19 protein-coding genes are annotated in these 24,546 nt (G+C 71.2%); 13 read left to right on the top strand and 6 right to left on the bottom strand.

What is annotated here, in order from left to right:
- Window positions 1–20 precede the first annotated feature (20 nt).
- The 5 genes from ABZ855_RS16565 to ABZ855_RS16545 all read left to right on the top strand — a co-directional run bounded on the left by ABZ855_RS16565 (window position 21) and on the right by ABZ855_RS16545 (window position 5,811).
- On the top strand, window positions 21–806 hold the full coding sequence (locus ABZ855_RS16565; protein ID WP_360807278.1) for a class I SAM-dependent methyltransferase: 786 nt from the start codon (window positions 21–23) through the stop codon (window positions 804–806).
- 88 nt (window positions 807–894) lie between these two features.
- Entirely contained in the window at window positions 895–2,478 is a 1,584-nt protein-coding gene (locus ABZ855_RS16560; RefSeq protein WP_360807276.1) for an ABC transporter substrate-binding protein, read from the top strand.
- The gene (locus ABZ855_RS16555) at window positions 2,475–3,428 is read left to right on the top strand and encodes an ABC transporter permease (protein ID WP_360807274.1); all 954 of its coding nucleotides are present in this window, start codon (window positions 2,475–2,477) and stop codon (window positions 3,426–3,428) included. The genes ABZ855_RS16560 and ABZ855_RS16555 overlap by 4 nt, the downstream gene beginning before the upstream one ends.
- Window positions 3,425–4,267, top strand: a complete 843-nt coding sequence (locus ABZ855_RS16550; RefSeq protein WP_360807272.1) for an ABC transporter permease subunit — start codon at window positions 3,425–3,427, stop codon at window positions 4,265–4,267. Before ABZ855_RS16555 ends, ABZ855_RS16550 begins: the two co-directional genes overlap by 4 nt.
- Complete coding sequence (locus ABZ855_RS16545; protein ID WP_360807270.1) at window positions 4,264–5,811, top strand: ATP-binding cassette domain-containing protein; 1,548 nt, start codon at window positions 4,264–4,266, stop codon at window positions 5,809–5,811. Before ABZ855_RS16550 ends, ABZ855_RS16545 begins: the two co-directional genes overlap by 4 nt.
- A 24-nt stretch (window positions 5,812–5,835) precedes the next feature.
- On the opposite strand, the gene ABZ855_RS16540 is transcribed toward ABZ855_RS16545, so the two are convergent.
- Complete coding sequence (locus ABZ855_RS16540) at window positions 5,836–7,236, bottom strand: M1 family metallopeptidase (protein ID WP_360807268.1); 1,401 nt, start codon at window positions 7,234–7,236, stop codon at window positions 5,836–5,838.
- A gap of 192 nt (window positions 7,237–7,428) precedes the next feature.
- Here ABZ855_RS16540 and ABZ855_RS16535 point away from each other — a divergent pair, with 192 nt between their 5' ends.
- Window positions 7,429–8,940, top strand: a complete 1,512-nt coding sequence (locus ABZ855_RS16535) for a 3' terminal RNA ribose 2'-O-methyltransferase Hen1 (protein ID WP_360807266.1) — start codon at window positions 7,429–7,431, stop codon at window positions 8,938–8,940.
- Window positions 8,937–11,546, top strand: a complete 2,610-nt coding sequence (locus ABZ855_RS16530) for a polynucleotide kinase-phosphatase (protein ID WP_360807264.1) — start codon at window positions 8,937–8,939, stop codon at window positions 11,544–11,546. Before ABZ855_RS16535 ends, ABZ855_RS16530 begins: the two co-directional genes overlap by 4 nt.
- 134 nt (window positions 11,547–11,680) lie before the next feature.
- Here ABZ855_RS16530 and ABZ855_RS16525 read toward each other — a convergent pair whose 3' ends face one another.
- Complete coding sequence (locus ABZ855_RS16525) at window positions 11,681–12,577, bottom strand: hypothetical protein (protein ID WP_360807262.1); 897 nt, start codon at window positions 12,575–12,577, stop codon at window positions 11,681–11,683.
- Entirely contained in the window at window positions 12,574–13,575 is a 1,002-nt protein-coding gene (locus ABZ855_RS16520) for an SPFH domain-containing protein (protein WP_360807260.1), read from the bottom strand. Before ABZ855_RS16520 ends, ABZ855_RS16525 begins: the two co-directional genes overlap by 4 nt.
- A gap of 199 nt (window positions 13,576–13,774) precedes the next feature.
- On the opposite strand from ABZ855_RS16520, the gene ABZ855_RS16515 reads away from it, so the two are divergent.
- Window positions 13,775–15,001: an arginine deiminase gene (locus ABZ855_RS16515; RefSeq protein WP_319199985.1), complete on the top strand. Its 1,227-nt coding sequence runs from the start codon at window positions 13,775–13,777 to the stop codon at window positions 14,999–15,001.
- Window positions 15,002–15,129: 128 nt separating this feature from the next.
- Window positions 15,130–16,137 carry an ornithine carbamoyltransferase gene (argF, locus tag ABZ855_RS16510; RefSeq protein WP_360807257.1) on the top strand — a complete coding sequence of 336 codons (1,008 nt, stop codon included), beginning with the start codon at window positions 15,130–15,132 and terminating at the stop codon, window positions 16,135–16,137.
- A gap of 176 nt (window positions 16,138–16,313) precedes the next feature.
- Here argF and ABZ855_RS16505 read toward each other — a convergent pair whose 3' ends face one another.
- On the bottom strand, window positions 16,314–16,766 hold the full coding sequence (locus ABZ855_RS16505; protein ID WP_360807255.1) for an ATP-binding protein: 453 nt from the start codon (window positions 16,764–16,766) through the stop codon (window positions 16,314–16,316).
- Window positions 16,767–17,041: 275 nt separating this feature from the next.
- On the opposite strand from ABZ855_RS16505, the gene ABZ855_RS16500 reads away from it, so the two are divergent.
- Window positions 17,042–17,872, top strand: a complete 831-nt coding sequence (locus ABZ855_RS16500; RefSeq protein ID WP_360807253.1) for an enoyl-CoA hydratase family protein — start codon at window positions 17,042–17,044, stop codon at window positions 17,870–17,872.
- On the top strand, window positions 17,869–20,160 hold the full coding sequence (locus ABZ855_RS16495; protein ID WP_360807251.1) for a bifunctional salicylyl-CoA 5-hydroxylase/oxidoreductase: 2,292 nt from the start codon (window positions 17,869–17,871) through the stop codon (window positions 20,158–20,160). The genes ABZ855_RS16500 and ABZ855_RS16495 overlap by 4 nt, the downstream gene beginning before the upstream one ends.
- A 24-nt stretch (window positions 20,161–20,184) precedes the next feature.
- On the opposite strand, the gene ABZ855_RS16490 is transcribed toward ABZ855_RS16495, so the two are convergent.
- Window positions 20,185–21,000: a PaaX family transcriptional regulator C-terminal domain-containing protein gene (locus ABZ855_RS16490; RefSeq protein ID WP_360807249.1), complete on the bottom strand. Its 816-nt coding sequence runs from the start codon at window positions 20,998–21,000 to the stop codon at window positions 20,185–20,187.
- 75 nt (window positions 21,001–21,075) lie between these two features.
- Window positions 21,076–22,779, bottom strand: coding sequence for an AMP-binding protein (locus tag ABZ855_RS16485; RefSeq protein WP_360807247.1), 1,704 nt, complete (start codon window positions 22,777–22,779; stop codon window positions 21,076–21,078).
- A 163-nt stretch (window positions 22,780–22,942) separates the two neighbouring features.
- On the opposite strand from ABZ855_RS16485, the gene ABZ855_RS16480 reads away from it, so the two are divergent.
- The gene (locus ABZ855_RS16480; RefSeq protein ID WP_360807245.1) at window positions 22,943–24,139 is read left to right on the top strand and encodes an acyl-CoA dehydrogenase family protein; all 1,197 of its coding nucleotides are present in this window, start codon (window positions 22,943–22,945) and stop codon (window positions 24,137–24,139) included.
- Entirely contained in the window at window positions 24,136–24,534 is a 399-nt protein-coding gene (locus tag ABZ855_RS16475; protein WP_360807243.1) for a RidA family protein, read from the top strand. The genes ABZ855_RS16480 and ABZ855_RS16475 overlap by 4 nt, the downstream gene beginning before the upstream one ends.
- Window positions 24,535–24,546: the final 12 nt, after the last annotated feature.

The following is a 24,546-nucleotide window of genomic DNA, read 5'->3' as shown; positions in this document are numbered from 1 at the left end:
CCCGTTCCGAGGAACCCCCTGTGAACAGCGGCAACCTGCTCACCGACCACCCCGAGCTGTACGAGGCCCGGTTCCCCGACCCCCACCGGCTAGCCGGGCGCTGGGCCGAGGACTGTCTGCGTCGGCACAGTGCCGGGACGCGGGTGCTCGACCTCGGGTGCGGTACCGGGCGTGACGCCGAGTATCTGCAGCGCGCCGGCCGTACCGTCACCGGAGCCGACACCTCCGAGGCGATGCTCGCGCACGCCCGCACGAAGCATCCCGGGCCCGAGTACGTCAGCGCCGATCTCACCTGGTTCGAACTGGGCGCCGATGCCTTTGACGCCGTCGTCTGTCTCGACAGCGCGCTGCTGTACTGCCACACCAACGACCAGCTCGACGGGTTCCTCGCCTCCTGCCGGCGCGCGCTCACCCCCGGTGGGCTCCTCGTCGCCGAGATGCGCAACGGGGCCTACTTCCTCGGCCGCACCGACCTGCTCGACACCCCTGCCATCGGAGGCTTCACCTGGCGGGGCACCTCCTACCGGTCCGTCACCACGCTCACCGTCGACCGGACGGCCGGGCTGCTGCGGCGGATACGGGACTGGACGGCCGACGACGGTACGCCCCCCGTCCAACAGCGGTCGGCCTGGCGGCTGTTGTTCCCGCAGGAGCTGCGTCACGTACTCACCGCACACGGATTCGACGTACTCGAACTGCACGACGGCCCGGGACCGCGTACCGAACCCCCATGGCAGGAGGGCGAGTTGCCCGGTGAGACCGCCGACGCGGACCGACTGCACCTGGTCGCGCGCCGTCGGCACTGACACCCGGCGACCCACCTGTCCCACACGTCAACACCCTGGGCTATCGCGCTCACTCATCGCTCACCCCGTAGAGACCCGAAGGACTCCCATGAACGACTTCTCCGCCCTGCGCCGGCGCGGCTTCCTCACCGCCGTGGGCGGTACCGCCGCGCTCGGTGTGCTCGGCCTCGCGGGCTGTGCCGACTCCTCGGACGACACCTCCGAGGGCAGCGGCTCCGGCAGCGGTACGCCCAGACGGGGCGGGCGGCTGCGTGCCGCCTTCGCCGGCGGGGGTGCCGGCGAGACCCTCGACCCGCATCTGGCCGGCCTGTTCGCCGACGCGGCCCGCGCCAAGGCGCTGTACGACAAGCTCGCCGACTACGGCGCCGACCTCTCCGCGCAGCCCCGCCTCGCCGAGAAGTGGGAGGCCAACAAGACCCTGGACCGCTGGCGGGTCACCCTGCGCCGGGCCACCTTCCACAACGGCAAGCCGGTCACCGCCGAGGACGTGCTGTACAGCTACCGCCGGATCGCCGACCCCGACCAGACGTTCCGCGCGAAGGCCTCCCTCGAGCCGATCGACCTCGACGCCAGCCGGGCCACGGGCCCGAACGGGATCGAGTTCGTGCTGAAGCGGCCGACGGCCGAATTCCCCAACGTGCTGGCCGCGTTCGGCGCGTACATCGTGCCCGCCGGGGCCACCGGCACCGACTTCGACACCAAGCCCGTCGGGTCCGGGCCCTTCCGGTTCGTGTCCTTCGCGCCCGGCCGGTCCGCCGTGTTCAGCCGCTTCGACGACTACTGGGAGGGCGCACCGCACCTCGACGAGATCGAGTTCGTCGTCGCCAACGAGGAGTCGGCGCGCGTCAACGCGCTGCTCGGCGGGCAGGTCGAGTACGCGCATGAGCTGAACCCGACCACCGCCCGGGCCCATGAGGGCAAGGGGCAGATCGACATCGTGCGGTTGCGCAACAGCTCCATGCAGGGGTTCGCGATGAAGACCGACCGGGCGCCCTTCGACGACAAGCGCGTCCGCGAGGCCTTCTTCCTCATCGCCGACCGGCAGGAACTCGTCGACGGCGCGCTGTCCGGCGCGGGTGTCGTCGGTAACGACCTGTTCGGGAAGGGGTACGAGTACTACGCCGGCGACCTTCCGCAGCGAGCCCAGGATCTCGACCGGGCCAAGGCCCTGCTGAAGCAGGCCGGAGCCGAGAATCTCAAGGTCGGCCTGGACACCTCGACCGTCGCCGCGGGTTTCACCGAGGCCGCCGGGATCTTCCGCGACCAGGCCGCGAAGGCGGGCGTCACGATCGACGTGAAGATGGGCAGCAAGGACACGTACTGGAGCGACGTCCTCGACAACGGCACGATCTGCTGCTACCGCTCCGGCGCCATGCCCATCGAGGCCCATATCTCGCAACGGCTGCTCACCGACTCCACCACCAACGCGACGAAGTGGCACCACAAGGACTTCGACGCGCTCTACCAGCAGGCCCAGTCGACGAAGGACACGACCGAGCGGACCGCCGTGTACGAGCGGATGCAGCGTCGGCTGTACGCGGAGGGCGGGTTCCTGGTGTGGGGGTTCGCCGACTGGATTCTCGGAACCGCAAGAAACGTCAAGGGAGTTGAGGCGAAGGCGCCCGCCAACTCGCTCGACTGGGCGCGGTTCGACAAGGTCTGGCTGGCGTGAGCGGACTGCGCTCCTTCGTCGTCCGGCGGCTGCTCCTCGGCGGCGCGCAGACCGTGGCCGTGGTGCTGCTGGTCTTCGCGCTCACCGAGGCGCTGCCGGGCGACGCGGCCGTGGCACTCGCCGGGGACCAGCCCGACCCGGCGCGTGTCGCGGCCATCCGCGAGGCCATGCACCTCGACCGGCCCGCCTACGAACGGCTGCTGGACTGGACGGCGGGCCTCGCTCACGGGGACTTCGGCACTTCGCTGACCTCGGGACGCCCGGTCAGCGGGTACATCGAGAACGGGTTCGGTCCGACCCTGCTGCTCGCGACCATCACCGTAACCCTCCTGATCCCGCTGGGAGTTGGGCTCGGCGTGCTGGCCGCACGGCACGAAGGGCGGCTTGTGGACCGGCTGGTCAGCTCCCTCACCCTGGGGGTGTACGCCGTACCGGAGTTCGCCCTCGGGGTCCTGCTGGTGACCGTCTTCGCGCTCCGGCTCGGCTGGCTGCCGCCGACCGCCGTCGGCTACGGCACCGACCTGCTCTCCCACCCCGCCGCACTGGTCCTGCCCGTCCTGGTCCTGCTGTCCCGGCCGGTCTGCTCACTGTCCCGGCTCGTACGCGCCGGCATGGTCGACGCGCTGAACTCGCCGTACGTCGCCCAGGCGCACCGGTACGGCATCCCGGGCGCCCGCGTCCGGTACGCCCATGCCCTGCCCAACGCCGTCGCCCCGGCGGCACAGCAACTCGCCCGCACCGTCGACTGGTTGCTGTGCGGAGTCATCGTCGTGGAGGCGCTGTTCGTGATCCCGGGCCTGGGAACCGTCCTGATGAACGCCGTCGCCGAACGCGATGTGCCCGTCGTGCAGGGGCTGGCGGTGGTGTTCGGCGTACTCACCGTCGTCCTCAACCTGGGCGCCGATCTCGTCGCACACCGCTTCGCGCCCCGGGCCGGGGTGGCCGCGTGAAGGGCCGTTCGCGTTTCGTGTTCGGGGCGGCCGTCATCGGCGTACCCCTCGTACTCGCCCTGCTCGGGCCGCTGTTCGCGGGTGAACCGGGCCCGCGGGCTGTGTCGTTCACCCTCGGGGGCGGGCACTGGCTCGGCACCGACTTCGTGGGCCGGGACGTGTGCCAGCAGGTGCTGCACGGCGGCCGGCCGGTGGTGGTGACCGCACTCGCCGCGACGGCGCTCGCCTACCTCGTGGCCGTGCCGGTCGGTCTCATCGGCGCGCTCACCCACCGGAGTTGGCTGGAGGAGCTGCTGATGCGGCCGCTGGACGTGCTGATCGCCGTGCCCTCACTGCTGCTGATCCTGCTCGTGGCCTCGGTGTTCGAGCCGGGCGCGGTCGGCCTGGCCCTGCTGGTAGCGCTGGCCAACATCCCGGACGCGGCCCGGATCGTGCGCGCGGCGGCCTCCGAGGCCGCCGCCCGGCCGGCCGTGGAGGCGCTGCGTATGCAGGGCGAGACCTGGTGGCGCATGGCCGTCGGCTATGTCGGTCGCGCGATCCTCCGCACCCTCGCCGCCGACGCGGGCATCCGGCTCACCGGCGTGCTGTACCTGGTGGCCACGGCCGCCTTCCTCGGTGTCGGGGTCGCCCCGGACGCCGCCGACTGGGCGGTCATGGTGGACCGCAACCGCACCGGGCTGTTCGTGCAGCCCTGGGCCGTGGTCGTACCCGCGCTGCTGATCGTCGCGCTGACGACGGGCAGCAACCTGCTCTTCGACGCGGCGCTGGACCGGCGTACCGGCGGGGACAAGCGACCCGGCGACGGCCGACGTACCGCCGAGAAGGGACGACCGGCATGAACGCCCCCGTCAGCGCTCCTCTCGACACTCCTGTCGCCGAGATCGAGAACCTCCGCGTCGAGATCGACGGCCGCGCCCTTGTCGACGGCGTCAACCTCCGTGTGCTGCCCGGCCGGGTGACCGCCCTGGTCGGCGCGTCCGGCAGCGGCAAGACCACCACCGGCCTGGCCCTCCTCGGCGAACACCCGCCCGGCGCCCGGGTGTCGGGCGAGATACGGGTGCCCGGGGGCGGACCGGTCGGATATGTCCCCCAGCATCCCGCCGCCGTACTCAACCCCGCCCGCCGAGTGGGCACCCTCCTCGACGACATCGCCCGCGAGCAGGTACGGGACCTGCCCCGCGCGACGCGTCGGACAGAGGCTCGCAGCCGCGTGCTGCGCGCTCTGGCCGACGCCCAACTGCCGGACGGGGAAGTCCTGTTGCGCCGCTATCCCCATCAGCTCTCCGGCGGCCAGCAGCAACGGGTGGTGCTGGCCCAGGCGTTGCTGCTGGGGGCCAGGGTCGTCGTCGCGGACGAACCCACCACCGGCCAGGACGCGTTGACGAAGCGCCGCATCGTCGACGAGCTGACAGCCGTCGTCGCCCAGGGCATCGCGCTGGTCCTGCTCAGCCACGATCTCGATGTCGTGCGCGCACTGGCCGACGAGGTACTGGTGATGCGTGACGGAAGGGTCGTCGAGTCGGGCCCGACAGAACGCGTGTGGCTCGCGCCCCGCCATGCGTGGACCCGCGAACTCCTCTCCCAGCAAGCACAGTTCGGACAAAACCCCGTTGGTGACAGCGCTCACGGACCGATCGGCACCCCCGTCCTGCGCGTCCGAGACCTCGCCGCACGCCATCACCGCACCCAGGTGCTCCGCGTCCCCGAACTCGGCCTCCACCAGGGCGAATGTCTTGCCGTCGTCGGCCGATCGGGCAGCGGGAAGACCACCCTTGCCCGCTGCCTCGCCGGGCTCCACCGGGCCTACGACGGTCAGGTCACCCTCGACGGCCGTCCCCTCCCGCGCAGCCTGCGCGACCGCGACCGGGTTCAACTGGCTGCCGTGCAGTACGTGTTCCAGGACGCGCGAGCCGCGTTCGACGAGTACCGGCCCGTTGTCGACCAGGTCGCGCGGACGGCCGTACGACTGCGTGGCGCCGGAGCTCCGGAGGCCCGGGCAGCGGCCCTCGCGGCCCTCACCGGACTGGGCCTCACCGAGGAACAGGCCCACCGCCTCCCCGGCCGGCTGTCCGGCGGCGAACTCCAACGTGCCGCTCTGGCCCGGGCGTTGCTGGCCGAACCCCGCGTCCTCATCTGCGACGAGATCACCTCGGGCCTCGACACGGTCACCCGGCGCGGTCTCCTGGACGTCCTCGCCGGGCTCCGGCGAGGACGCGACGACCTGTCCGTCGTACTCATCACACACGACCTGGACATCGCCGCCCTGGCCGACCGCATCGCCGTGCTCGATGGTGGCGAGGTGGTCGAACAGGGGCCGGTGGCAAGGGTGTTAACCGCACCATCGGACCAGTTCACCAAGCGGCTGCTGGCCGCGACGAAGTAGACGCAGTAGCGGTGGAGTGGCGGGTCACCGGATGCGGTACTTCTTCCAGAAGGGAGTCAGGTCCTTGTTCGTCATGGACTGGGCGGCCTTCTTGAAGTCGGCCGTGGTGGAGACGCCGTACCAGTGGTCGTGGGCGTACCGCTTGAGGAGTCGCGCCATGGTGCCGGCTCCCAGAACGCGCTCCAGGTCGGCCAGGGCGCACGGGCCGGCCATGTACACGGTCCGGAAGTACTCGTCACGGTGTGCGGACCAGTAGGTCATCGAGTTGGTGAGCGCGGCGGTGGGGCTCGGCCAGGGGTCGCCCGAGCAGTCGAAACCGTCCCAGCGGTAGTAGCGCGCGTTGGCGTACTGGGCGAAACTCTCGTCCAGCCAGGGCGAGTTGTACTCGTCGTTGCCCACGATGCCGTACCACCACTGGTGGGCGATCTCGTGGACAGTGGCGCCGCCCTCCTCCGTGGTGCCGAGGATGACCACGCCGGGGTACTCCATGCCGCCGGCGAAATCGTGGGTCATCACGAGGTCGATCTCGCCGTACGGATAGCGGCCGAACTCCTTGCTGAACAGGTCGACGGCGGCGACGCCGTCCTTGCGGTTGAGGCGGACGCCCGCGGCCGGTGTGTCGGGCGACCAGTACGACTTCACGCGCACCCCGCCGGGCGAGGTCTCGGTCGCGCTGCGGAACGGGCCCGCCGCCCACGCGAAGTCCCGCACCCGCTGGGCGACACTGTGGGTGACCGTACGCCCGGGCTTGCCTCGAAGGGTCCAAGTGCGGCCTGTCGCCGGGACCTTGAGGGACGAGGGGTGGTCGAGGCGTACCCGGAAGTCGCTCGCCAATGCGTAGAAGCTCTCGCCGGTCGACACATACGGATCGAGGTGCCAGCCCGACGCGTCGTGCACGGCGAGGACCGGCAGCGCGTTGCCCAGGAAGCGGAACGCGCCCTCGCGGCCGAAGCGGTTGTTCCGTTGGGGCACGGCGATGGACACGTCGAAGGCGACGGCCGTCCGCTCGCCGCGTGCCAGCGGCTTCGGGAGGGCGATGCGCAGCGCCGTGCAGTTCACGGTGAGCCGGCCCGGAGCACCACCGCGCACCTTGGACACCCGGATCGGGGACGGTTTGCCGGGCGTGCCGCACCCGTCTTCGCCGTTGCCCCACAGCCGGACGTACACCTCGCGCAGAGGGCGGGCGGAGGCGTTGCGGAACGACACCCGCTGCCGGCCCGTCCAGTGGGAGCCGTCGGCGTCGCCCCGCAGCTTCACGTCGTAGTGCGGACGGTCGGGCGTCGCGGCCCCGGCGGCGGGCCGCGCCCTGACCCCGGAGGCCGTGCCCGCCTCCGCCACAGTGGCGCCCGCCGCCGCGAGCAGCGCGAGCAGGACGACCAGCAGCCGACGACAGGTTCTGGATGACCACGCGGGCAACGATGACATGGCAGCGGATCTTGTCACGACGGCGCGGCACATGGCCCCGGCCTGCGAGAAGAGAGAGGAACGGCTCCGCTTCGGTGGCCGGGGGGCGCGCCCGCCGACGAGGGAAAATGCCTGAGTGAGCCGGGTCCGTTCCCTGTACGTTGACGCACAGCAAACGTCCAGTTCAACCCCTTCCCTGAGGCCTGGCCCACCGTGTTCCTGACAATCAGCACCACCGGCACCCCTGAACGCCCCGCGACCGACCTCGGCTACCTGCTGCACAAGCATCCCGACAACGCGCAGACGTTCTCCACCTCCTACGGCACCGCGCACGTCCTCTACCCTGAGGCGTCCGCCGAGCGCTGCACGGCGGCGCTGCTGCTGGAGGTCGACGCCGTGGCGCTGGTCCGGCGCGGCAAGGGCAAGGGACGCGGCGGCGCACCCGACGCGGCACTCGCGCAGTACGTCAACGACCGCCCGTACGCGGCCTCTTCGCTGCTCGCGGTCGCGCTCAGCGCCGTGTTCAGCAGCGCGATGAAGGGCCAGTGCCGGGCGAAGCCCGAACTCCCCGACCAGGCGCGTCCGTTGAGCATCGAGGTGCCCGCGCTGCCCGCCCGGGGCGGCGCCGATCTCGTACGGAAGCTCTTCGAGCCGCTCGGCTGGACGGTGACCGCCGAACCGGTCGCGCTGGACACGGAGTTCCCGGACTGGGGCGACTCCCGTTATGTGCGACTCGTCCTCGAGTCGGACACGCTGACCCTCGCCGAGGCGCTTCGTCATCTGTACGTCCTGCTGCCGGTCCTCGACGACGCCAAGCACTACTGGGTCGCACCCGACGAGGTCGACAAACTGCTGCGGGCCGGCGAGGGCTGGCTGCCCGCGCACCCGGAACAGAAACTGATCACCAGCCGCTATCTGTCCCGCCGTTGGTCGCTGACCCGGGAGGCGATGGAACGCCTCGAGCTGGTCCGGCTGGCCGAGGCCGACGACAGCGACGTCGAGGAGATCGACAACGCCGTCGAGGACGAGACGGAGACAGAGGCGAAGCCGACTTCGCTCTCCGTGCAGCGCCGGGACGCGATCATCTCCGCGCTGAAGGCGTCCGGGTCCGCCCGGGTGCTCGATCTCGGGTGCGGGCAGGGCCAGTTGGTGCAGGCGCTGCTCAAGGACCCGGCGTTCACCGAGATCGTCGGCGTCGATGTGTCGATGCGTGCGCTCACCATCGCCTCACGGCGGCTGAAGCTGGACCGGCTGGGGGAGCGGCAGGCCTCGCGCGTCAAGCTGCTCCAGGGTTCGCTGGCCTACACCGACAAGCGGCTCAAGGGGTACGACGCCGCCGTGCTGTGCGAGGTCGTCGAACACCTCGACCTGCCCCGGCTGCCCGCCCTGGAGTACGCGGTGTTCGGCGCGGCCCGCCCGCGCACGGTCCTCGTGACGACGCCGAACGTCGAGTACAACGTGCGCTGGGAGTCCCTCCCGGCCGGCCACAGCCGCCACAGCGACCACCGCTTCGAGTGGACGCGTGAGGAGTTCCGCGCCTGGGCGGGCGCGGTGGCCGAACGGCACGGATATCAGGCGGAGTTCGTGGCTGTCGGCCCCGACGACCCGGAAGTGGGTCCGCCCACCCAGATGGCTGTGTTCACGATGAAGACCGACACCGCCGACACGACAGCCACCGCGACAACTGACAACACCGTGAACGAGAAGGGGGCGAAGGCAGCATGAGCACTATCGAGAGCGACGTCGAGAACAGCGGCGAGAGCGTCGAGAAGAAGGGGCGCGTGCTGCCCGTCACCGATCTCTCCCTCGTCGTGCTGATCGGGGCGTCCGGCGCGGGCAAGTCCACCTTCGCCCGGCGGCACTTCAAGCCGACCGAGGTCATCTCCTCGGACTTCTGCCGTGGCCTGGTCGCCGACGACGAGAACGACCAGAGCGCCTCCGGTGACGCCTTCGACGTCCTGCACTACATCGCCGGCAAGCGACTCGCCGCGGGCCGCCGTACGGTCGTCGACGCGACCAACGTCCAGGAGAGCGGCCGGAAGCAGCTGATCGAGCTGGCGCGGCAGTACGACGTACTGCCCATCGCCATCGTCCTCGACGTGCCCGACGACGTGTGCGCCGACCGCAACGCCAAGCGCACCGACCGCGCCGACATGCCGCGCCGGGTCATCCACCGCCACATCCGCGAACTCCGGCGCTCCCTGCGCCACTTGGAGCGCGAGGGATTCCGCAAGGTGCACGTCCTGCGCGGAGTGGAGGAGATCGACGGCGCCGAGGTCCGTACCGAGAAGCGCTTCAACGACCTGACCCACCTCACCGGCCCCTTCGACATCATCGGCGACATCCACGGCTGCGCGTCCGAACTGGAGTCACTGCTCGGCAAGTTGGGCTACGAGGACGGGGTGCACCCGGCCGGCCGTACCGCCGTCTTCGTGGGTGACCTCGTCGACCGCGGGCCGGACAGCCCGGGTGTCCTGCGCCGCGTGATGGCCATGGTCGGCTCGGGCAACGCCCTGTGCGTGCCCGGCAACCACGAGAACAAGTACGGCCGCCACCTCAAGGGCCGCAAGGTCCAGCACACGCACGGCCTCGCCGAGACCATCGAGCAGATGACCGGCGAGAGCGACGAGTTCCGGGCCCGGGTAAGGGAGTTCATCGACGGTCTGGTCAGCCACTACGTCCTGGACGGCGGACGCCTGGTGGTCTGCCACGCCGGTCTGCCCGAGAAGTACCACGGCCGTACGTCCGGCCGGGTCCGCTCGCACGCGCTGTACGGCGAAACCACCGGCGAGACCGACGAGTTCGGCCTGCCGGTGCGCTACCCGTGGGCGGAGGACTACCGGGGCCGGGCTGCGGTCGTCTACGGTCACACGCCTGTCCCGGAGGCCAGTTGGCTGAACAACACCATCTGCCTCGACACGGGTGCCGTGTTCGGCGGCAAGCTGACCGCGCTGCGCTGGCCGGAGCGGGAACTGGTCGACGTACCGGCGGAGCAGGTCTGGTACGAGCCGGTCAGGCCGCTGCGGTCGGAGGCGCCGGGCGGGCACGACGGCCGCCCGCTGGACCTGGCGGACGTCCACGGCCGCCGGGTCGTGGAGACGCGTCACGCGGGCCGGATCACCGTACGGGAGGAGAACGCGGCGGCGGCCCTGGAGGTCATGAGCCGCTTCGCGGTGGACCCGCGGCTGCTGCCCTACCTGCCGCCCACGATGGCTCCGACGGCGACTTCCCAGGTGGAAGGCTATCTGGAGCACCCGGCGGAGGCGTTCGAGCAGTACCGGGCGGACGGCGTCGAGCGGGTCGTGTGCGAGGAGAAGCACATGGGGTCGCGGGCGGTGGTCCTGGTGTGCCGGGACGCGGAAGTGGCCCGGAAACGGTTCGGTGTGCACGGTGGGGGTGGAGGTGCCGGGGAGGACGCCAACGGCCCGACCGGCGCGCTGTACACCCGTACCGGGCGGCCGTTCGTCGACGACCCGGCGGTGACCGAGGAGATCCTCGGCCGCGTACGGGCGGCGGCGGACACGGCCGGCCTGTGGGAGGACCTCGCCACCGACTGGCTGCTCCTGGACGCCGAGTTGATGCCGTGGTCGCTGAAGGCGACCGGACTGCTGCGGTCGCAGTACGCGGCGGTCGGCGCCGCCTCCGGAGCGGTGTTCCCGGGGGTGCTCGCCGCGCTGGAGGGTGTCGCGGCGCGGGGCATCGACGTGGGGGACCTGCTCGCGCGCCAGCGTGAACGGGCCTCGGACGCCTCGGCGTTCACGGCGGCCTACCGGCGTTACTGCTGGCCCACGGAAGGGCTGGACGGGGTCCGGCTGGCGCCCTTCCAGGTCCTCGCGACGGAGGGGCGCAGCCTGGCGGGGCTTCCTCACGACGAGCAACTCGCCCTGCTGGACCGGCTCGTGGAGAGCGACGGTACGGGTCTGCTGCAGACGACGCGTCGGCTGTACGTCGACACCGGGGACGCGGAGTCGGTGCGGGCCGGTGTCGACTGGTGGCTGGAGATGACCGGGCGGGGTGGTGAGGGCATGGTCGTCAAGCCGCTGGGCGGGGTGGTGCGTGATGGGAAGGGGCGGCTCGTGCAGCCCGGGATCAAGTGCCGGGGGCGGGAGTATCTGCGGATCATTTACGGGCCGGAGTACACGCGGCCGGAGAACCTTGGGCGGCTGCGGGGGCGGTTTCTGAATCACAAGCGGTCGCTGGCGATCAGGGAGTATGCGTTGGGGTTGGAGGCGTTGGACCGGATGGCGGAGGGGGAGCCGTTGTGGCGGGTGCATGAGGCTGTGTTCGGGGTGTTGGCGTTGGAGTCCGAGCCGGTGGATCCGCGGCTGTAGGTGTGCGGCGGGGGTGTTTTCGCCCCCGCCGCCCCTACCCATCCCATCCTGAACCTGGGGGCTGCGCCCCCAGACCCCCCTTCGGCCCTGAACGGGCCTCGTCCTCAAACGCCGGACGGGCTAAAAGAAGAGGGCTACAGGAGTCGGAGTCTCTCCGTGCACACCCCGACCCGGACCCTCTGGCCCCATGTCAGCTGTACCGCGTCCTGTTCCATTCCGTCGCCGAAGGCGACCAGGCGTTCCGACTCCACTGTGAGGTGGAGGGCGGAGCCTGCCGCCAGTTCGCCCGCCACCAGGGACGTTCCCGTGGCCGGGGACGGCCATGCCTCCCGTACGAACCACAGGAGGCGGTCGTCGGTGGGGCGGGGCAGGGGGAGGGTCGCGCCGCGTTCCTGCCACAGTGAGCGCAGCCATCCGCTCGCCCCGGTCCCCGTCCCCACCAGCACCCCGGAGGAGGCCTGGGCCTCGACGGCACCCCTGTCGTCGTCGAGACCCAGGCGGTACCGGACCGTCTGGTGGCCGGGTGCCCCCAGGTAGATCTCGTTGAGGGCGACCAGCCGCTGCGTGTCGTCGGCCACCGCCTCGACCATGGTGAGTTCGTCGGCGCCGGTGCCCCGCGCCAGCGCCGCGGGCAGTAGGCCCGCCACCGACTCCGGTCGGTGTCGCACCAGCACTCCGGGATTGCGCCCGGGGTCGGTGTCGACCCCTACAACCGGCTGTCCCGTGAGGTACTTGGCGACATTCGCCACCAGCCCGTCCTGCCCGACCACGACGACCACGTCCTCGGGGCCGAAGAGGAAACGGTCCAAGTCGGCCCGCTCCACCTGGGTCTGACGCCAGGTCAGGGGTATCGCCGCCGTCACCTCCGCCATGGACCGACGGGTCCGGCGGTGGCGTTCGGCGATCTCCTCGATGTCCCGGCCCCGCGAGCGCAGAAAGAAGGCGGCCTGGCCGTGCGTGCCGTGCCGGGCCACCAACTCCTCGTACTCCGTGGTGCGATGGACCAGGACGGCCCGGGGAGCGAGACTCACTGCTGTGCTCCGCCCAGCTTCGCGAGCAGGCCGGTCAGTACGTCCGGCGACACCGTCACGCTGTCGATCCGGGGCAGGTTCTCGGCGAGCCGCGTGCCCGTCAGGGCGTTCAGCAGCGTCACATCCGCGTCGGCGTGGGCCTGCAGCCACGCCACCTGGGCCTGGGCCCGCGCCTCGCCCACTCCGCGCACGCTCTCGGCCTCGGCCTCCGCCAACCGTATGACGCGTGCCGCCTCGGCGTCCGCCCGTACCGCGTCGGCCGCCGCGTACTCCTCGGCTTCCCGGCGGGCGTTCGTACCCCGCTGGTCGACCAACTGCTCCTCCCTGCGGGCGAGTTCGATCTGGCTGGCGAGTTCGTTCTCGGCGATGGCCCGCTCGCGCTCCACGGCGACCGCACGGCGTTCGTACGTCGCCCGGTCGGCCTCCTGCTGGATCAGTTCGCGGGCGGGAGTCCGCAGCGCCCGCTCCACCTCGGGCTCCGGCCGCAGCGCCACCACCCGCACCGCCACGACCTCGATGCCCGTGGCCGGCAGCCGCGGCTCGGCGGCCAGCCCCGCCGAGACCCGCTCCCGCACCGACGCCACCCCGTCGACCAGCGCGGACGACAGTGCCGTACGGGCCAGGACGTCCAGAGCGTGCTGCTGGGCCGTCTCCGTCAGCAGGGTCGCCAGCTGCTCCAGGGGCGCGCTCCGCCAGACTCCGGTGTCCGGGTCGACGGAGAAGTCGAGGCGGCCGGCGGCCAGGGCGGGGTCGCTGATCCGGTAGGTGACGGTCGCCTGGACCGTCACGTCCTGGAAGTCCGACGTACGGGCGTGGAAGGTCATCGCCAACTCCCGGTCGTCGACCGGGACTTCGGAGAGGGTGGCGGTCAGTGCGCGGAACCAGAAGCTGAGTCCGGGACCGTCGTGCGCCAGTCGGCCGGAGCGGTGGTGGCGGATGTGGGCCGTGGGTGTGCCGCGCAGATGGCGCCAGCCGAAGCGCCGGGTGATGTCGGCCATGTGCCTGTCTTCCATTCCCTCGTGGTGGGGCACCACTTGTCGTCACGTGGACGATATGCGGTCGGCCTCCTTATCGTCAAGAGGACGAGATGGGGAGTGGGAGGGAGGAGCGGGAGGGGGGAAGCGGGAGGGAGAGGGTTATCGCACATATACCGTCGACCAGCGGGTGAACAGGGTGCGAAGTGGTCAGGATGGAGGCATGGGATTCCACGTCGACTCCGAGGCCGGGCGGCTGCGCCGCGTCATCCTGCACCGGCCGGATCTAGAGCTCAAAAGGCTCACCCCCAGCAACAAGGACGCCCTTCTCTTCGACGACGTCCTGTGGGTGCGCCGGGCGCGCGCCGAGCACGACGGCTTCGCCGACGTCCTGCGTGACCGTGGCGTCGCCGTCCACCTCTTCGGCGACCTGCTCACCGAGGCCCTGGCGATCCCGGCGGCCCGCACCCTCGTACTGGACCGCGTCTTCGACGAGAAGGAGTACGGGCCGCTCGCCACCGACCATCTCCGCGCCGCCTTCGAGAACCTGGCCGCCGCCGAGCTGGCCGAACTCCTCGTCGGCGGTATCACCAAGCGCGAGTTCCTCGCCGCGCACGCGGAACCGACCTCGGTCCGCTTCCATGTCATGGACCTGGACGACTTCCTCCTCGGCCCCCTCCCCAACCATCTCTTCACCCGCGACACCTCCGCCTGGATCTACGACGGCGTCTCCATCAACGCGATGCGCTGGCCCGCGCGCCAGCGGGAGACCGTGCACTTCGAGGCGATCTACCGGCACCACCCGCTCTTCCGTGACGAAACCTTCCGCCTCTGGTCGGAGGGACAGGCGGACTACCCCTCCACCATCGAGGGCGGTGACGTGCTCGTCATCGGCAACGGCGCCGTACTCATCGGCATGAGCGAGCGGACCACGCCCCAGGCGGTCGAGATGCTCGCGCACAAGCTCTTCGCCGCCGGTTCGGCCGAGACGATCGTGGCGCTCGACATGCCCAAACGGCGCGCGTTCATGCACCTCGACACGGTGATGACGATGGTCGACGGCGACACCTTCACCCAGTACGCAGGCCTCGGCATGCTCCGCTCGTACACCATCGAACCGGGCGTCGGAGACAAGGAGTTGAAGGTCACCGACCATCCGCCGGAGCACATGCACCGGGCGATCGCCGCCGCGCTCGGGCTGAGCGAGATCCGCGTCCTGACCGCGACCCAGGACGTGCACGCGGCGGAGCGCGAGCAGTGGGACGACGGCTGCAACGTCCTCGCCGTCGAGCCGGGCGTGGTCGTCGCCTACGAGCGCAACGCGACCACGAACACACATCTGCGCAAGCAGGGGCTCGAGGTGATAGAGATCCCGGGCAGTGAGCTGGGGCGGGGGAGGGGCGGGCCGCGCTGTATGAGCTGTCCGGTGCAGCGGGACGCGGTGGTGTGAGCCAAGCCGTCCCGTCCTGTAAACGGGCTTCCGTGTCCGCATAGAAATGTAAGTCGTCGTATAGACTTCCATTCGTCTGTTGTTGCGATGTCATGTAAGTCCTGCCGGATCACCAGGAGTGCCCCCCCATGGCGACTGTCCCGACCGCCCTCGCCGGGCGCCACTTCCTCAAGGAGCTCGACTTCACCGAGGAGGAGTTCCGGGGGCTCCTCGACCTCGCCGCCGAGCTGAAGGCCGCGAAGAAGGCCGGGGCCGAGACGCGGTACCTGGCGGGGAAGAACATCGCGCTGATCTTCGAGAAGACCTCGACGCGTACGCGCTGCGCGTTCGAGGTCGCGGCGGCGGACCAGGGCGCCTCGACGACGTACCTGGACCCGTCGGGCTCGCAGATGGGGCACAAGGAGTCCGTGAAGGACACCGCCCGGGTGCTCGGGCGGATGTACGACGGGATCGAGTTCCGGGGCGACAGCCAGGCCGCGGTGGAGGAGCTCGCCGCGTACGCGGGCGTCCCGGTGTTCAACGGTCTGACCGACGACTGGCACCCCACCCAGATGCTGGCCGACGTACTGACGATGACCGAGCACAGCGACAAGCCGTTGAAGGAGATCGCCTTCGCCTACCTGGGCGACGCGCGCTTCAACATGGGCAACTCATATCTGATCACCGGCGCACTGCTCGGCATGGACGTACGGATCGTCGCGCCGCGGGCCTACTGGCCCGCCGAGGACATCGTCGCCGACGCGCGGAAGCTGGCGGAGGCGAGCGGTGCGCGGGTGACGCTGACCGAGGAGGTGGCGGAGGGGGTGCGGGGTGTCGACTTCGTCGCCACCGACGTGTGGGTGTCGATGGGGGAGCCCAAGGCGGTGTGGGCGGAGCGGATCGCGGCGTTGGCGGGGTACGCGGTGACGATGGATGTGCTGCGGGCGACGGGGAACGCGGTGGTGAAGTTCCTGCACTGTCTGCCGGCGTTTCATGATCTCGGGACGAAGGTGGGGCGCGAGATATACGAGACGTACGGGCTGGAGTCGCTGGAGGTCACGGACGAGGTGTTCGAGTCGGGGCACTCGGTGGTGTTCGACGAGGCGGAGAACCGGCTGCACACGATCAAGGCGGTACTGGTCGCGACGCTGGGCTGAGGTCCGGTTTTCCCGCCCTCGCCGCCCCTACCCGTCCCATCCTGTCCCTGGGGGCTGCGCCCCCAGACCCCCCTATGGCCCTGAACGGGCCTTGTCCTCAAACGCCGGACGGGCTGAAAATCTAGCCCCTCCGGCGTTTGAGGAGCGGGGGTTCGGGGCGGCGGGGGCGAAAACCCCTACGCCCGGTGCCACTGGGCCGGTACCACCGGGACCCTGAACCACACCGCCTTGCCCGATGCCGTCGGCCGGTGGCCGCACGACGAGCTCAGTGTCCGAATCAGCAGCAGCCCCCGCCCATGCTCCTGCCAAGGATCCGGCTCCTCGGACACCGGCCGCGTCAGATTCCCCGGCGGCGCCGGATCGGGATCGTGCACCTCCACCTGACAGCTGGTCGGCAACAGCTCCACCACCAGCTCTATCGGCGCGCTGCCCGCCGTATGCTCCACGGCGTTCGCCACCAGCTCCGCGGTGAGCAGCTCCGCCGTGTCACAGTCCGCCGCCGCGTGTTCCAGCTCGGCCAGAGCCGTGCGAACCAGCGCGCGGGCGACAGGCACCGCCGCGGCGGTGTGCGGCAGGGCGATACGCCAGGAGGCGGGGGCGGGGGGTTCTTGCACGGCGGTTCCGTTCATGGAGCAGGCTGTCCTGCTTTCAACAATGGGAATGGTACGGCGGGGTCCGGCAGAGGCGCTGGTCGGGCGCCGAGGGGACCTTCGGCCCCGCTCACCGTCGACTTACCCAGACCAACGGCCCGTCTCCCTCGCCCACTCCCACTGTTACCGCGCTATTGACACCTCGTGACGGGACCGGATCGAGATCACATGCCTTATCGCGCCCTCGTGACGACAGTCACGGACAGATGATAAATTCATGCGAAGCCGTCCCCCGTTCGCCGAGGAGACCGCGCATGAGTCCCTTCACCGGCTCGACCCCCCGCACCTCCGCCTGGCGTCACCTCCGCCTGGACGTCACCCTCACCGGCGTGGCCACCGTCACCCTCGCCCGCCCCGAGAAACTCAACGCCCTCACCTTCGGCGCCTACGCCGACCTGCGCGATCTGCTCGCCGAGCTGTCCCGGGAGAGATCCGTACGGGCGCTGGTGCTGGCGGGGGAAGGCCGCGGTTTCTGCTCCGGCGGTGACGTCGACGAGATCATCGGCGCCACCCTCTCCATGGACACCGCCCAGCTGCTCGACTTCAACCGGATGACCGGGCAGGTCGTACGGGCCGTACGGGAATGCCCGTTCCCGGTGATCGCGGCGGTGCACGGGGTCGCGGCGGGCGCCGGTGCGGTTCTCGCGCTGGCCGCCGATTTCCGCGTCGCCGATCCGTCCGCGCGGTTCGCCTTCCTCTTCACCCGGGTCGGCCTCTCCGGCGGGGACATGGGCGCCGCCTATCTGCTGCCCAGGGTCGTCGGACTCGGCCACGCGACCCGCCTGCTGATGCTGGGCGAGCCCGTCCGGGCGCCGGAGGCGGAGCGCATCGGCCTGATCAGCGAGCTGACCGAGGAGGGCCGCGCCGACGAGGCCGCCCAGACGCTGGCCGGCCGCCTCGCCGGGGGCCCGGCACTGGCGTACGCCCAGACGAAGGCGCTGCTCACCGCCGAACTGGACATGCCGCTGTCGGCAGCCGTCGAACTGGACGCCGCGACCCAGGCGCTCCTCATGACAGGCGAGGACTACAGGGAGTTCCACGAGGCGTTCACGCAGAAACGCCCCCCGAAATGGCGGGGCCGATGAAACCTCCCTCCCAGGCGGCCGACCGCGTCGCGATCATCGGCGGCGGCCCCGGCGGTCTCTATGCCGCCGCCCTCCTCAAACGCCTCCGCCCCGACCGCGACATAACCCTCTGGGAACGCAACGCCCCCGACGACACTTTCGGCTTCGGAGTCGTGCTCTCCGACGAGACCCTCGGCGGCATAGAACACGCCGACCCGGTGGTCTACGACGCCCTGCGCCGGCACTTCACCCGCTGGGACGACATCGACATCGTCCACCGTGCCACCCGCCACACCTCCGGAGGACACGGCTTCGCCGCCCTCGGCCGGCGGCGGCTCCTGGAGATCCTGCACGCCCGCTGCCGCTCACTCGGCGTCGAGCTGCGCTTCCGTACGCGAGCGCCGGACCCGGCCCGGCTGGCAGAGACGTACGACCTGGTCATCGCCGCGGACGGCGTCCACAGCGCCACCCGCGACGCCTACGCCCAGGAGTTCCGGCCCAGGGTGACCACCCACCGCTGCCGCTACCTCTGGCTCGCCGCCGACTTCGCCTTCGACGCCTTCCGCTTCGAGATCGCGGAGACGGAGCACGGCGTGATGCAACTCCACGGATATCCGTACGCCGCCGACGCCTCGACCGTGATCGTCGAGATGCGTGAGGAGGTGTGGCGGGCGGCCGGTTTCGACGAGACCGACCTGCCGGCCTCCGTCGAACGCTGCGCCAAGATCTTCGCGGACGCCCTCGGCGGACGTCCGCTGCGCGCCAACAATTCGGCGTGGACCACGTTCCGTACGGTCGTCAACGACCGCTGGTCGCACGGCAACGTCGTGCTCCTCGGGGACGCCGCCCACACCGCCCACTTCTCCATCGGCTCCGGCACCAAGCTCGCTGTCGAGGACGCCCTCGCGCTGGCCGCCTGCCTGGAGGAGCGGCCGACCCTGGCCGAGGCGCTGGCGGCGTACGAGGCGGAGCGGCGGCCCGTCGTCGAGTCCACCCAGCGGGCGGCCCGCGCCAGTCTGGAGTGGTTCGAGAACCTGCCCCGCTACCTCGACCAGCCGTCCCGCCAGTTCGCGTTCAACCTCCTCACTCGCAGCCGCCGGGTCACGCACGACAACCTGCGGCTGCGCGACCCGCGCTTCACCGCCTCGGTCGAGCGGGAGTTCGGCTGCCCTCCCGCCACCCCGCCGATGTTCACGCCGTTCCGGCTGCGCGGGCTGACCCTCCGCAACCGTGTCGTCGTGTCCCCCATGGACATGTACTCGGCCACGGACGGCGTCCCCGGCGACTTCCACCTCGTCCACCTGGGCGCGAGAGCGCTGGGCGGCGCCGGCCTGGTGATGACCGAAATGGTGTGCGTCAGCGCCGAAGGGCGCATCACCCCGGGTTGCGCCGGCCTCTACACGGACGGGCAGGCCGAGGCCTGGCGGCGCGTCACCGCCTTCGTGCACGCGCGGGCCCCCGGCACCGCGATCGGCATCCAGCTCGGCCACTCCGGCCGCAAGGGTTCGACGAAGCTGATGTGGGAGGGCATCGACGAACCGCTGGAGGAGGGCAACTGGCCGCTGGTCGCCGCGTCCCCGATTCCGTACGGGCCGCGCAGTCAGACTCCGCACGAGTTGACCGTCGCCCAACTCGGCCTCATTCGGGAGCAGTTCACGTCAGCCGCGCGCCGAGCCGCGCACGCCGACTTCGATCTCCTCGAACTCCACTGCGCCCACGGGTACTTGCTCTCCGGCTTCCTCTCCCCGCTCACCAACCACCGCACGGACGCCTACGGCGGTCCGCTCACCGCCCGGCTCCGCTTCCCCCTCGAAGTCTTCGACTCCGTACGGGAGATGTGGCCCGAGGACCGCCCCATGACCGTCCGTATCTCGGCCACGGACTGGGCCGACGGCGGTACGACGGCCGAGGACGCCGTCTCGATCGCGCGCGCCTTCGTCGACCATGGCGCCGACGCGATCGATGTGTCGACCGGTCAGGTGGTGGGCGACGAGCGTCCGGAGTACGGCCGTTCGTACCAGACCCCGTTCGCGGACCGGATCCGCCACGAGACCGGCGCCCCCGTGGTCGCGGTCGGCGCGATCTCCTCCTGGGACGACGTCAACTCCCTGATCCTGGCGGGCCGTACAGACCTGTGCGCGCTGGCCCGCCCCCATCTCTACGACCCGAACTGGACCCTGCACGCGGCAGCCGAGCAGGGGTACGAGGGTCCGGGCGCCGGCTGGCCGGCACCGTACCGCGCGGGCAGCCGACGCCCGCGCACCGGACGCACGGACACCCCCAAACCCCGGCTCACATTGGAGAGTTGACCCGTGTGCGTGGGTGCGAGTGCGTCACAGCCCCGCGAAAGCGGCGCCCGCGTCCCGCAGCCGTGTGTGCAGCCCCTGGAAGACGGCCGCCGAGCGGACGCCCGGCCAGTCGGCAGGCAGTAGGTGTGCGGGCAGGCCGGGGTCGGTGTACGGCAGGTGACGCCAGGAGTCCAGGGCCATCAGGTAGTCGCGGTACGCCTCCTCGGGCGGGGTGTCCTCGCGCGACTCCCAGTCGTGCAGCACGCGCGCGTGACGGTCGAGGAACGCCTCGTGCTCCTTGGCGATGGCGGCCAGGTCCCACCAGCGGGAGACCGCCTCGGCCGTCGCGGCGAACCCCAGGTGCTCGCCGCGGAAGAAGTCGACGTACGCGTCGAGGCGCAGCCGCTCCAAGGTGTGGCGGGTCTCGTCGTAGAGGCGCGCCGGGGCCACCCACACGCCCGGCGCCGCCGTACCGAAGCCGAGTCCGGCCAGCCGGGACCGCAGGACATGGCGCTTCTGGCGCTCCGACTCGGGGACGGAGAACACGGCGAGCACCCAGCCCTCGTCCTGCGGGGGAGGCGCGGCGGCGTACACACGCCGGTCACCGTCCTCGAGCAACTGGCGGGCGTCCGGCGACAGTTCGTACCCGGCCGCGCCCTGCGCCGTACGGGCGGGCAGGAGCAGGCCGCGCCGCTTGAGGCGGGACACGGACGACCGTACGGAGGGCGCGTCGACGCCAACCGCGGCCAGGAGCCGGATCAGCTCGGCCACGGGGACCGGGCCGGGCATGAAGCGGCCGTAGGCGCCGTAGAGCGTGACGATGAGGGACCGAGGGGCGTGCTGTTCGGACACGTTGATCATTTTAGGCCGCCGGGATCACTGCTCGTCGCCATTTCCGCTGGTCAACTACCCTCGGCGGTTGATTTCTGGTCAAGATCACTTCAACCCGCGCAGCCGGAAGCGCTGAAGCTTTCCCGTCGCCGTCCGTGGCAGCGCGTCCAGGAAGACGATCTCGCGCGGACACTTGTACGGGGCCAGCTCCCCCTTGACGAACGCGCGCAGCGCCTCCGCGTCCCGTCGTACGCCCTCCTTGAGCACGGTGTACGCCACCACGACCTGTCCGCGCACCTCGTCCGCCCGTCCCACCACGGCCGTCTCCACGACGTCCGGGTGGCGCAGCAGCGCCTCCTCGACCTCCGGGCCCGCGATGTTGTACCCGGCCGAGATGATCATGTCGTCGGCCCGTGCCACGTACCGGAAGTAGCCGTCGCCCTCCCGGACGTACGTGTCCCCGGTGATGTTCCAGCCGTCCCGCACATACGCGGCCTGGCGCGGATCAGCGAGATAACGGCACCCGACCGGGCCCCGCACCGCGAGCAGTCCGGGCGTACCGTCCGGCACCGGTTCGCCGCTCTCGTCCTGCACGCGCGCGTGCCAGCCCGGCACCGGAATCCCGGTCGTGCCGGGCCTGATGTCCTGGTCGGCCGCCGAGATGAAGATGTGCAGCAGTTCGGTCGCGCCGATACCGTTGATCAGGCGCAGGCCGGTGTGCTCGTACCAGGCCCGCCAGGTGGCCGCGGGCAGGTTCTCGCCCGCCGAGACGCAGCGGCGCAGCGAACCGGTGTCGTACGCGTCCAGCTCGTCGAGCATCGCGCGGTAGGCGGTCGGGGCCGTGAACAGCACCGACACACGATGCTCGGAGATGGCCGGCAACAGCTGCCTGGGGCCCGCCTGTTCGAGGAGTAACGCGCTCGCCCCGGCCCGCATCGGGAAGACCACGAGCCCGCCGAGCCCGAAGGTGAAACCGAGCGGCGGACTGCCCGCGAACACGTCGTCGGCACGCGGTTTCAGTACATGCCGCGAGAAGGTGTCCGCGACGGCGAGCACGTCCCGGTGGAAGTGCATGCACCCCTTCGGGCGGCCGGTGGTGCCGGACGTGAACGCGATCAGCGCCACGTCGTCGGCCGCGGTGTCCACGGCCGGGTACGGCGTGCCGGGCACCGGACGGTTCAGCAGGTCGTCGAGGCCGTGACCGCCGTACGGCATGATCCGCAGCCCCGGTATCGCCGCCTCGGTGAGATCGTCGAGGGCCCGGACGTCGCACAGGGCGTGGCGCACCTGGGCGATGTCGCACATCGTGCGCAGCTCGTGCGGCCGCTGCTGGGCCAGCACGGTGACCGCGACCGCGCCCGCCTTCAGCACGGCCAGCCAGCAGGCCGCGAGCCATGGAGTCGTGGGGCCGCGCAGCAGGACCCGGTTGCCCGGCACCACCCCGAGATCCCGGGTCAGGACATGCGCGACCCGGTCGACACGGGTGCGCAGCTCGCCGTACGTCCACACCTCGCCGGAGGCGGTACGGAACACCGGGCGCCCGTGATCGTCACCGGCGCCCTCCAGCAGCTCGGCCGCGCAGTTCAGCCGGTCGGGGTAGCGCAGCTCGGGCAGGTCGAAGTGGAGGCGGGGCCACTGGTCCGGGGGCGGGAGACGGTCGCGCGCGAAGGTGTCGACGTGGGCCGAGGGGATCGGGTGGGCGGGGTCGGCGCGGTCATCGAGGTCCGCACGGTCCTCGGGGGTCCCGTCGTGTCCGGGCTGCCTCGGACGCAGGGGCCGCATGGGCTGCGCGGGCTGCACAGACTGCATGGGTTGCATTGGCCGCATGGGGTCCATGGCGGTTCGCCCCCTTGCCGTGTGGGCGTAGTGGTGGGCTCGCCCCAGGAGCGTATCGTGTTGGTGACGACAGTCAACGGTGCGCGATACCGTCGGGGTGGGACCGCGAACGACGGCCCCGGAGAGAGGACCGGCGATGCCCGCATTCTCGCTCGAACCGGCCCAGGCCGCCTGGTGCGTGGAGCTGCGCGCGCTGGCCGCCGACCGGCTGCGCCCGCTCGCCGAGAAGGGCGAACCGGGCCGCGTCAACCGTCCCCTCGTCGCCGAACTCGGTCAACTCGGGCTGCTCGACCGGCTGTTCACCTCCGGTGCGCTGGACCTGTGTCTGATGCGCGAGTCCCTCGCCCACGCCTGCACCGAGGCGGAGACCGCCCTCGCCCTCCAGGGCCTCGGCGCCCACCCGGTCCACGCCCACGGCACACCGGCCCAGCGCGCACGCTGGCTGCCCCGGGTGAGCGAGGGCAGCGCGGTGGCCGCGTTCGCGCTGAGCGAGCCGGGCGCGGGCTCCGACGCGGCGGCCCTCTCCCTCACGGCCACCCCGCACGGCTCCTCCGGCTGGCGCCTCACCGGCGAGAAGTGCTGGATCTCCAACGCCCCCGAGGCCGACTTCTACACCGTCTTCGCCCGTACGACAGCGGGGGCCGGGGCCCGTGGAGTCACGGCCTTCCTGCTCCCCGCCGACCGGCCGGGCCTCACCGGCACCGCCCTCGACATGCTCTCCCCGCACCCGATCGGCGCCCTCGCGCTGGACGCCGTACCGGTCACCGTGGACGACGTCATCGGCGAACCCGACGGTGGATTCCGGGTCGCCATGGGCACGTTGAACCTGTTCCGGCCGAGCGTCGGCGCCTTCGCGGTCGGCATGGCCCAGGCGGCCCTGGACGCCGCCCTCGCCCACACCCGCCGCCGGGACGCCTTCGGCGGCAAGCTGAAGGACCTCCAGGCCGTCGCCCACCAGGTCGCCGAGATGGCCCTGCGCACGGAGGCGGCCCGCCTGATGGTCTACGCGGCAGCGGCGGCGTACGACGAGGGCGCCCAGGATGTCCCGGCGCGCGCCGCGATGGCGAAGCTGCTGGCCACCGAGACCGCGCAGTACGTCGTCGACGCGGCCGTCCAACTGCACGGCGCGCGGGCGCTGCGACGCGGCCATCTCCTCGAGCACCTCTACCGGGAGGTACGGGCGCCGCGTATCTACGAGGGGGCCAGCGAGGTCCAACGGACGGTCATCGCCAAGGAGTTGTACCGGCAGGCGACGGATGCGACGGATGCGACGGATGCGACGGATGCGACCCGGGCGACGGATGCGGCAGATTCGGCGGAGGAGGTCCGGTGACCGCCGAGCGGGTCAACCCGCCCGGCCTCGCGCCGCCCGTGGGCTTCTCGCACGCCGTCGTCGCCACCGGCTCCCGGCTGGTGTTCCTCGCGGGGCAGACCGCGCTCGACGACGGCGGGAAACTCGTGGGGGACACCCTGCCCGAGCAGTTCGAGCGGGCCCTGGGGAATCTGCTTTCCGCACTGCGCGCGGCCGGCGGTACGCCCGCCGATCTGGCCCGGGTCACCGTGTACGCCACGGACGTCGCGGAATATCGCGTCCAGGCCTCGCAACTCGGCCGTATCTGGCGGAAGTTGGCGGGACGTGACTATCCGGCGATGGCGGTCGTCGGGATCGTACGGCTCTGGGACGAACGGGCCCTGGTGGAACTCGACGGCTTTGCTGTGCTGCCGTAACGGACCGGGGGT

The organism is Streptomyces sp. NPDC047042 (assembly GCF_040644035.1).
Taxonomy (GTDB): Bacteria; Actinomycetota; Actinomycetes; order Streptomycetales; family Streptomycetaceae; genus Streptomyces.
This window is presented reverse-complemented; position numbering and strand designations above follow the sequence as displayed.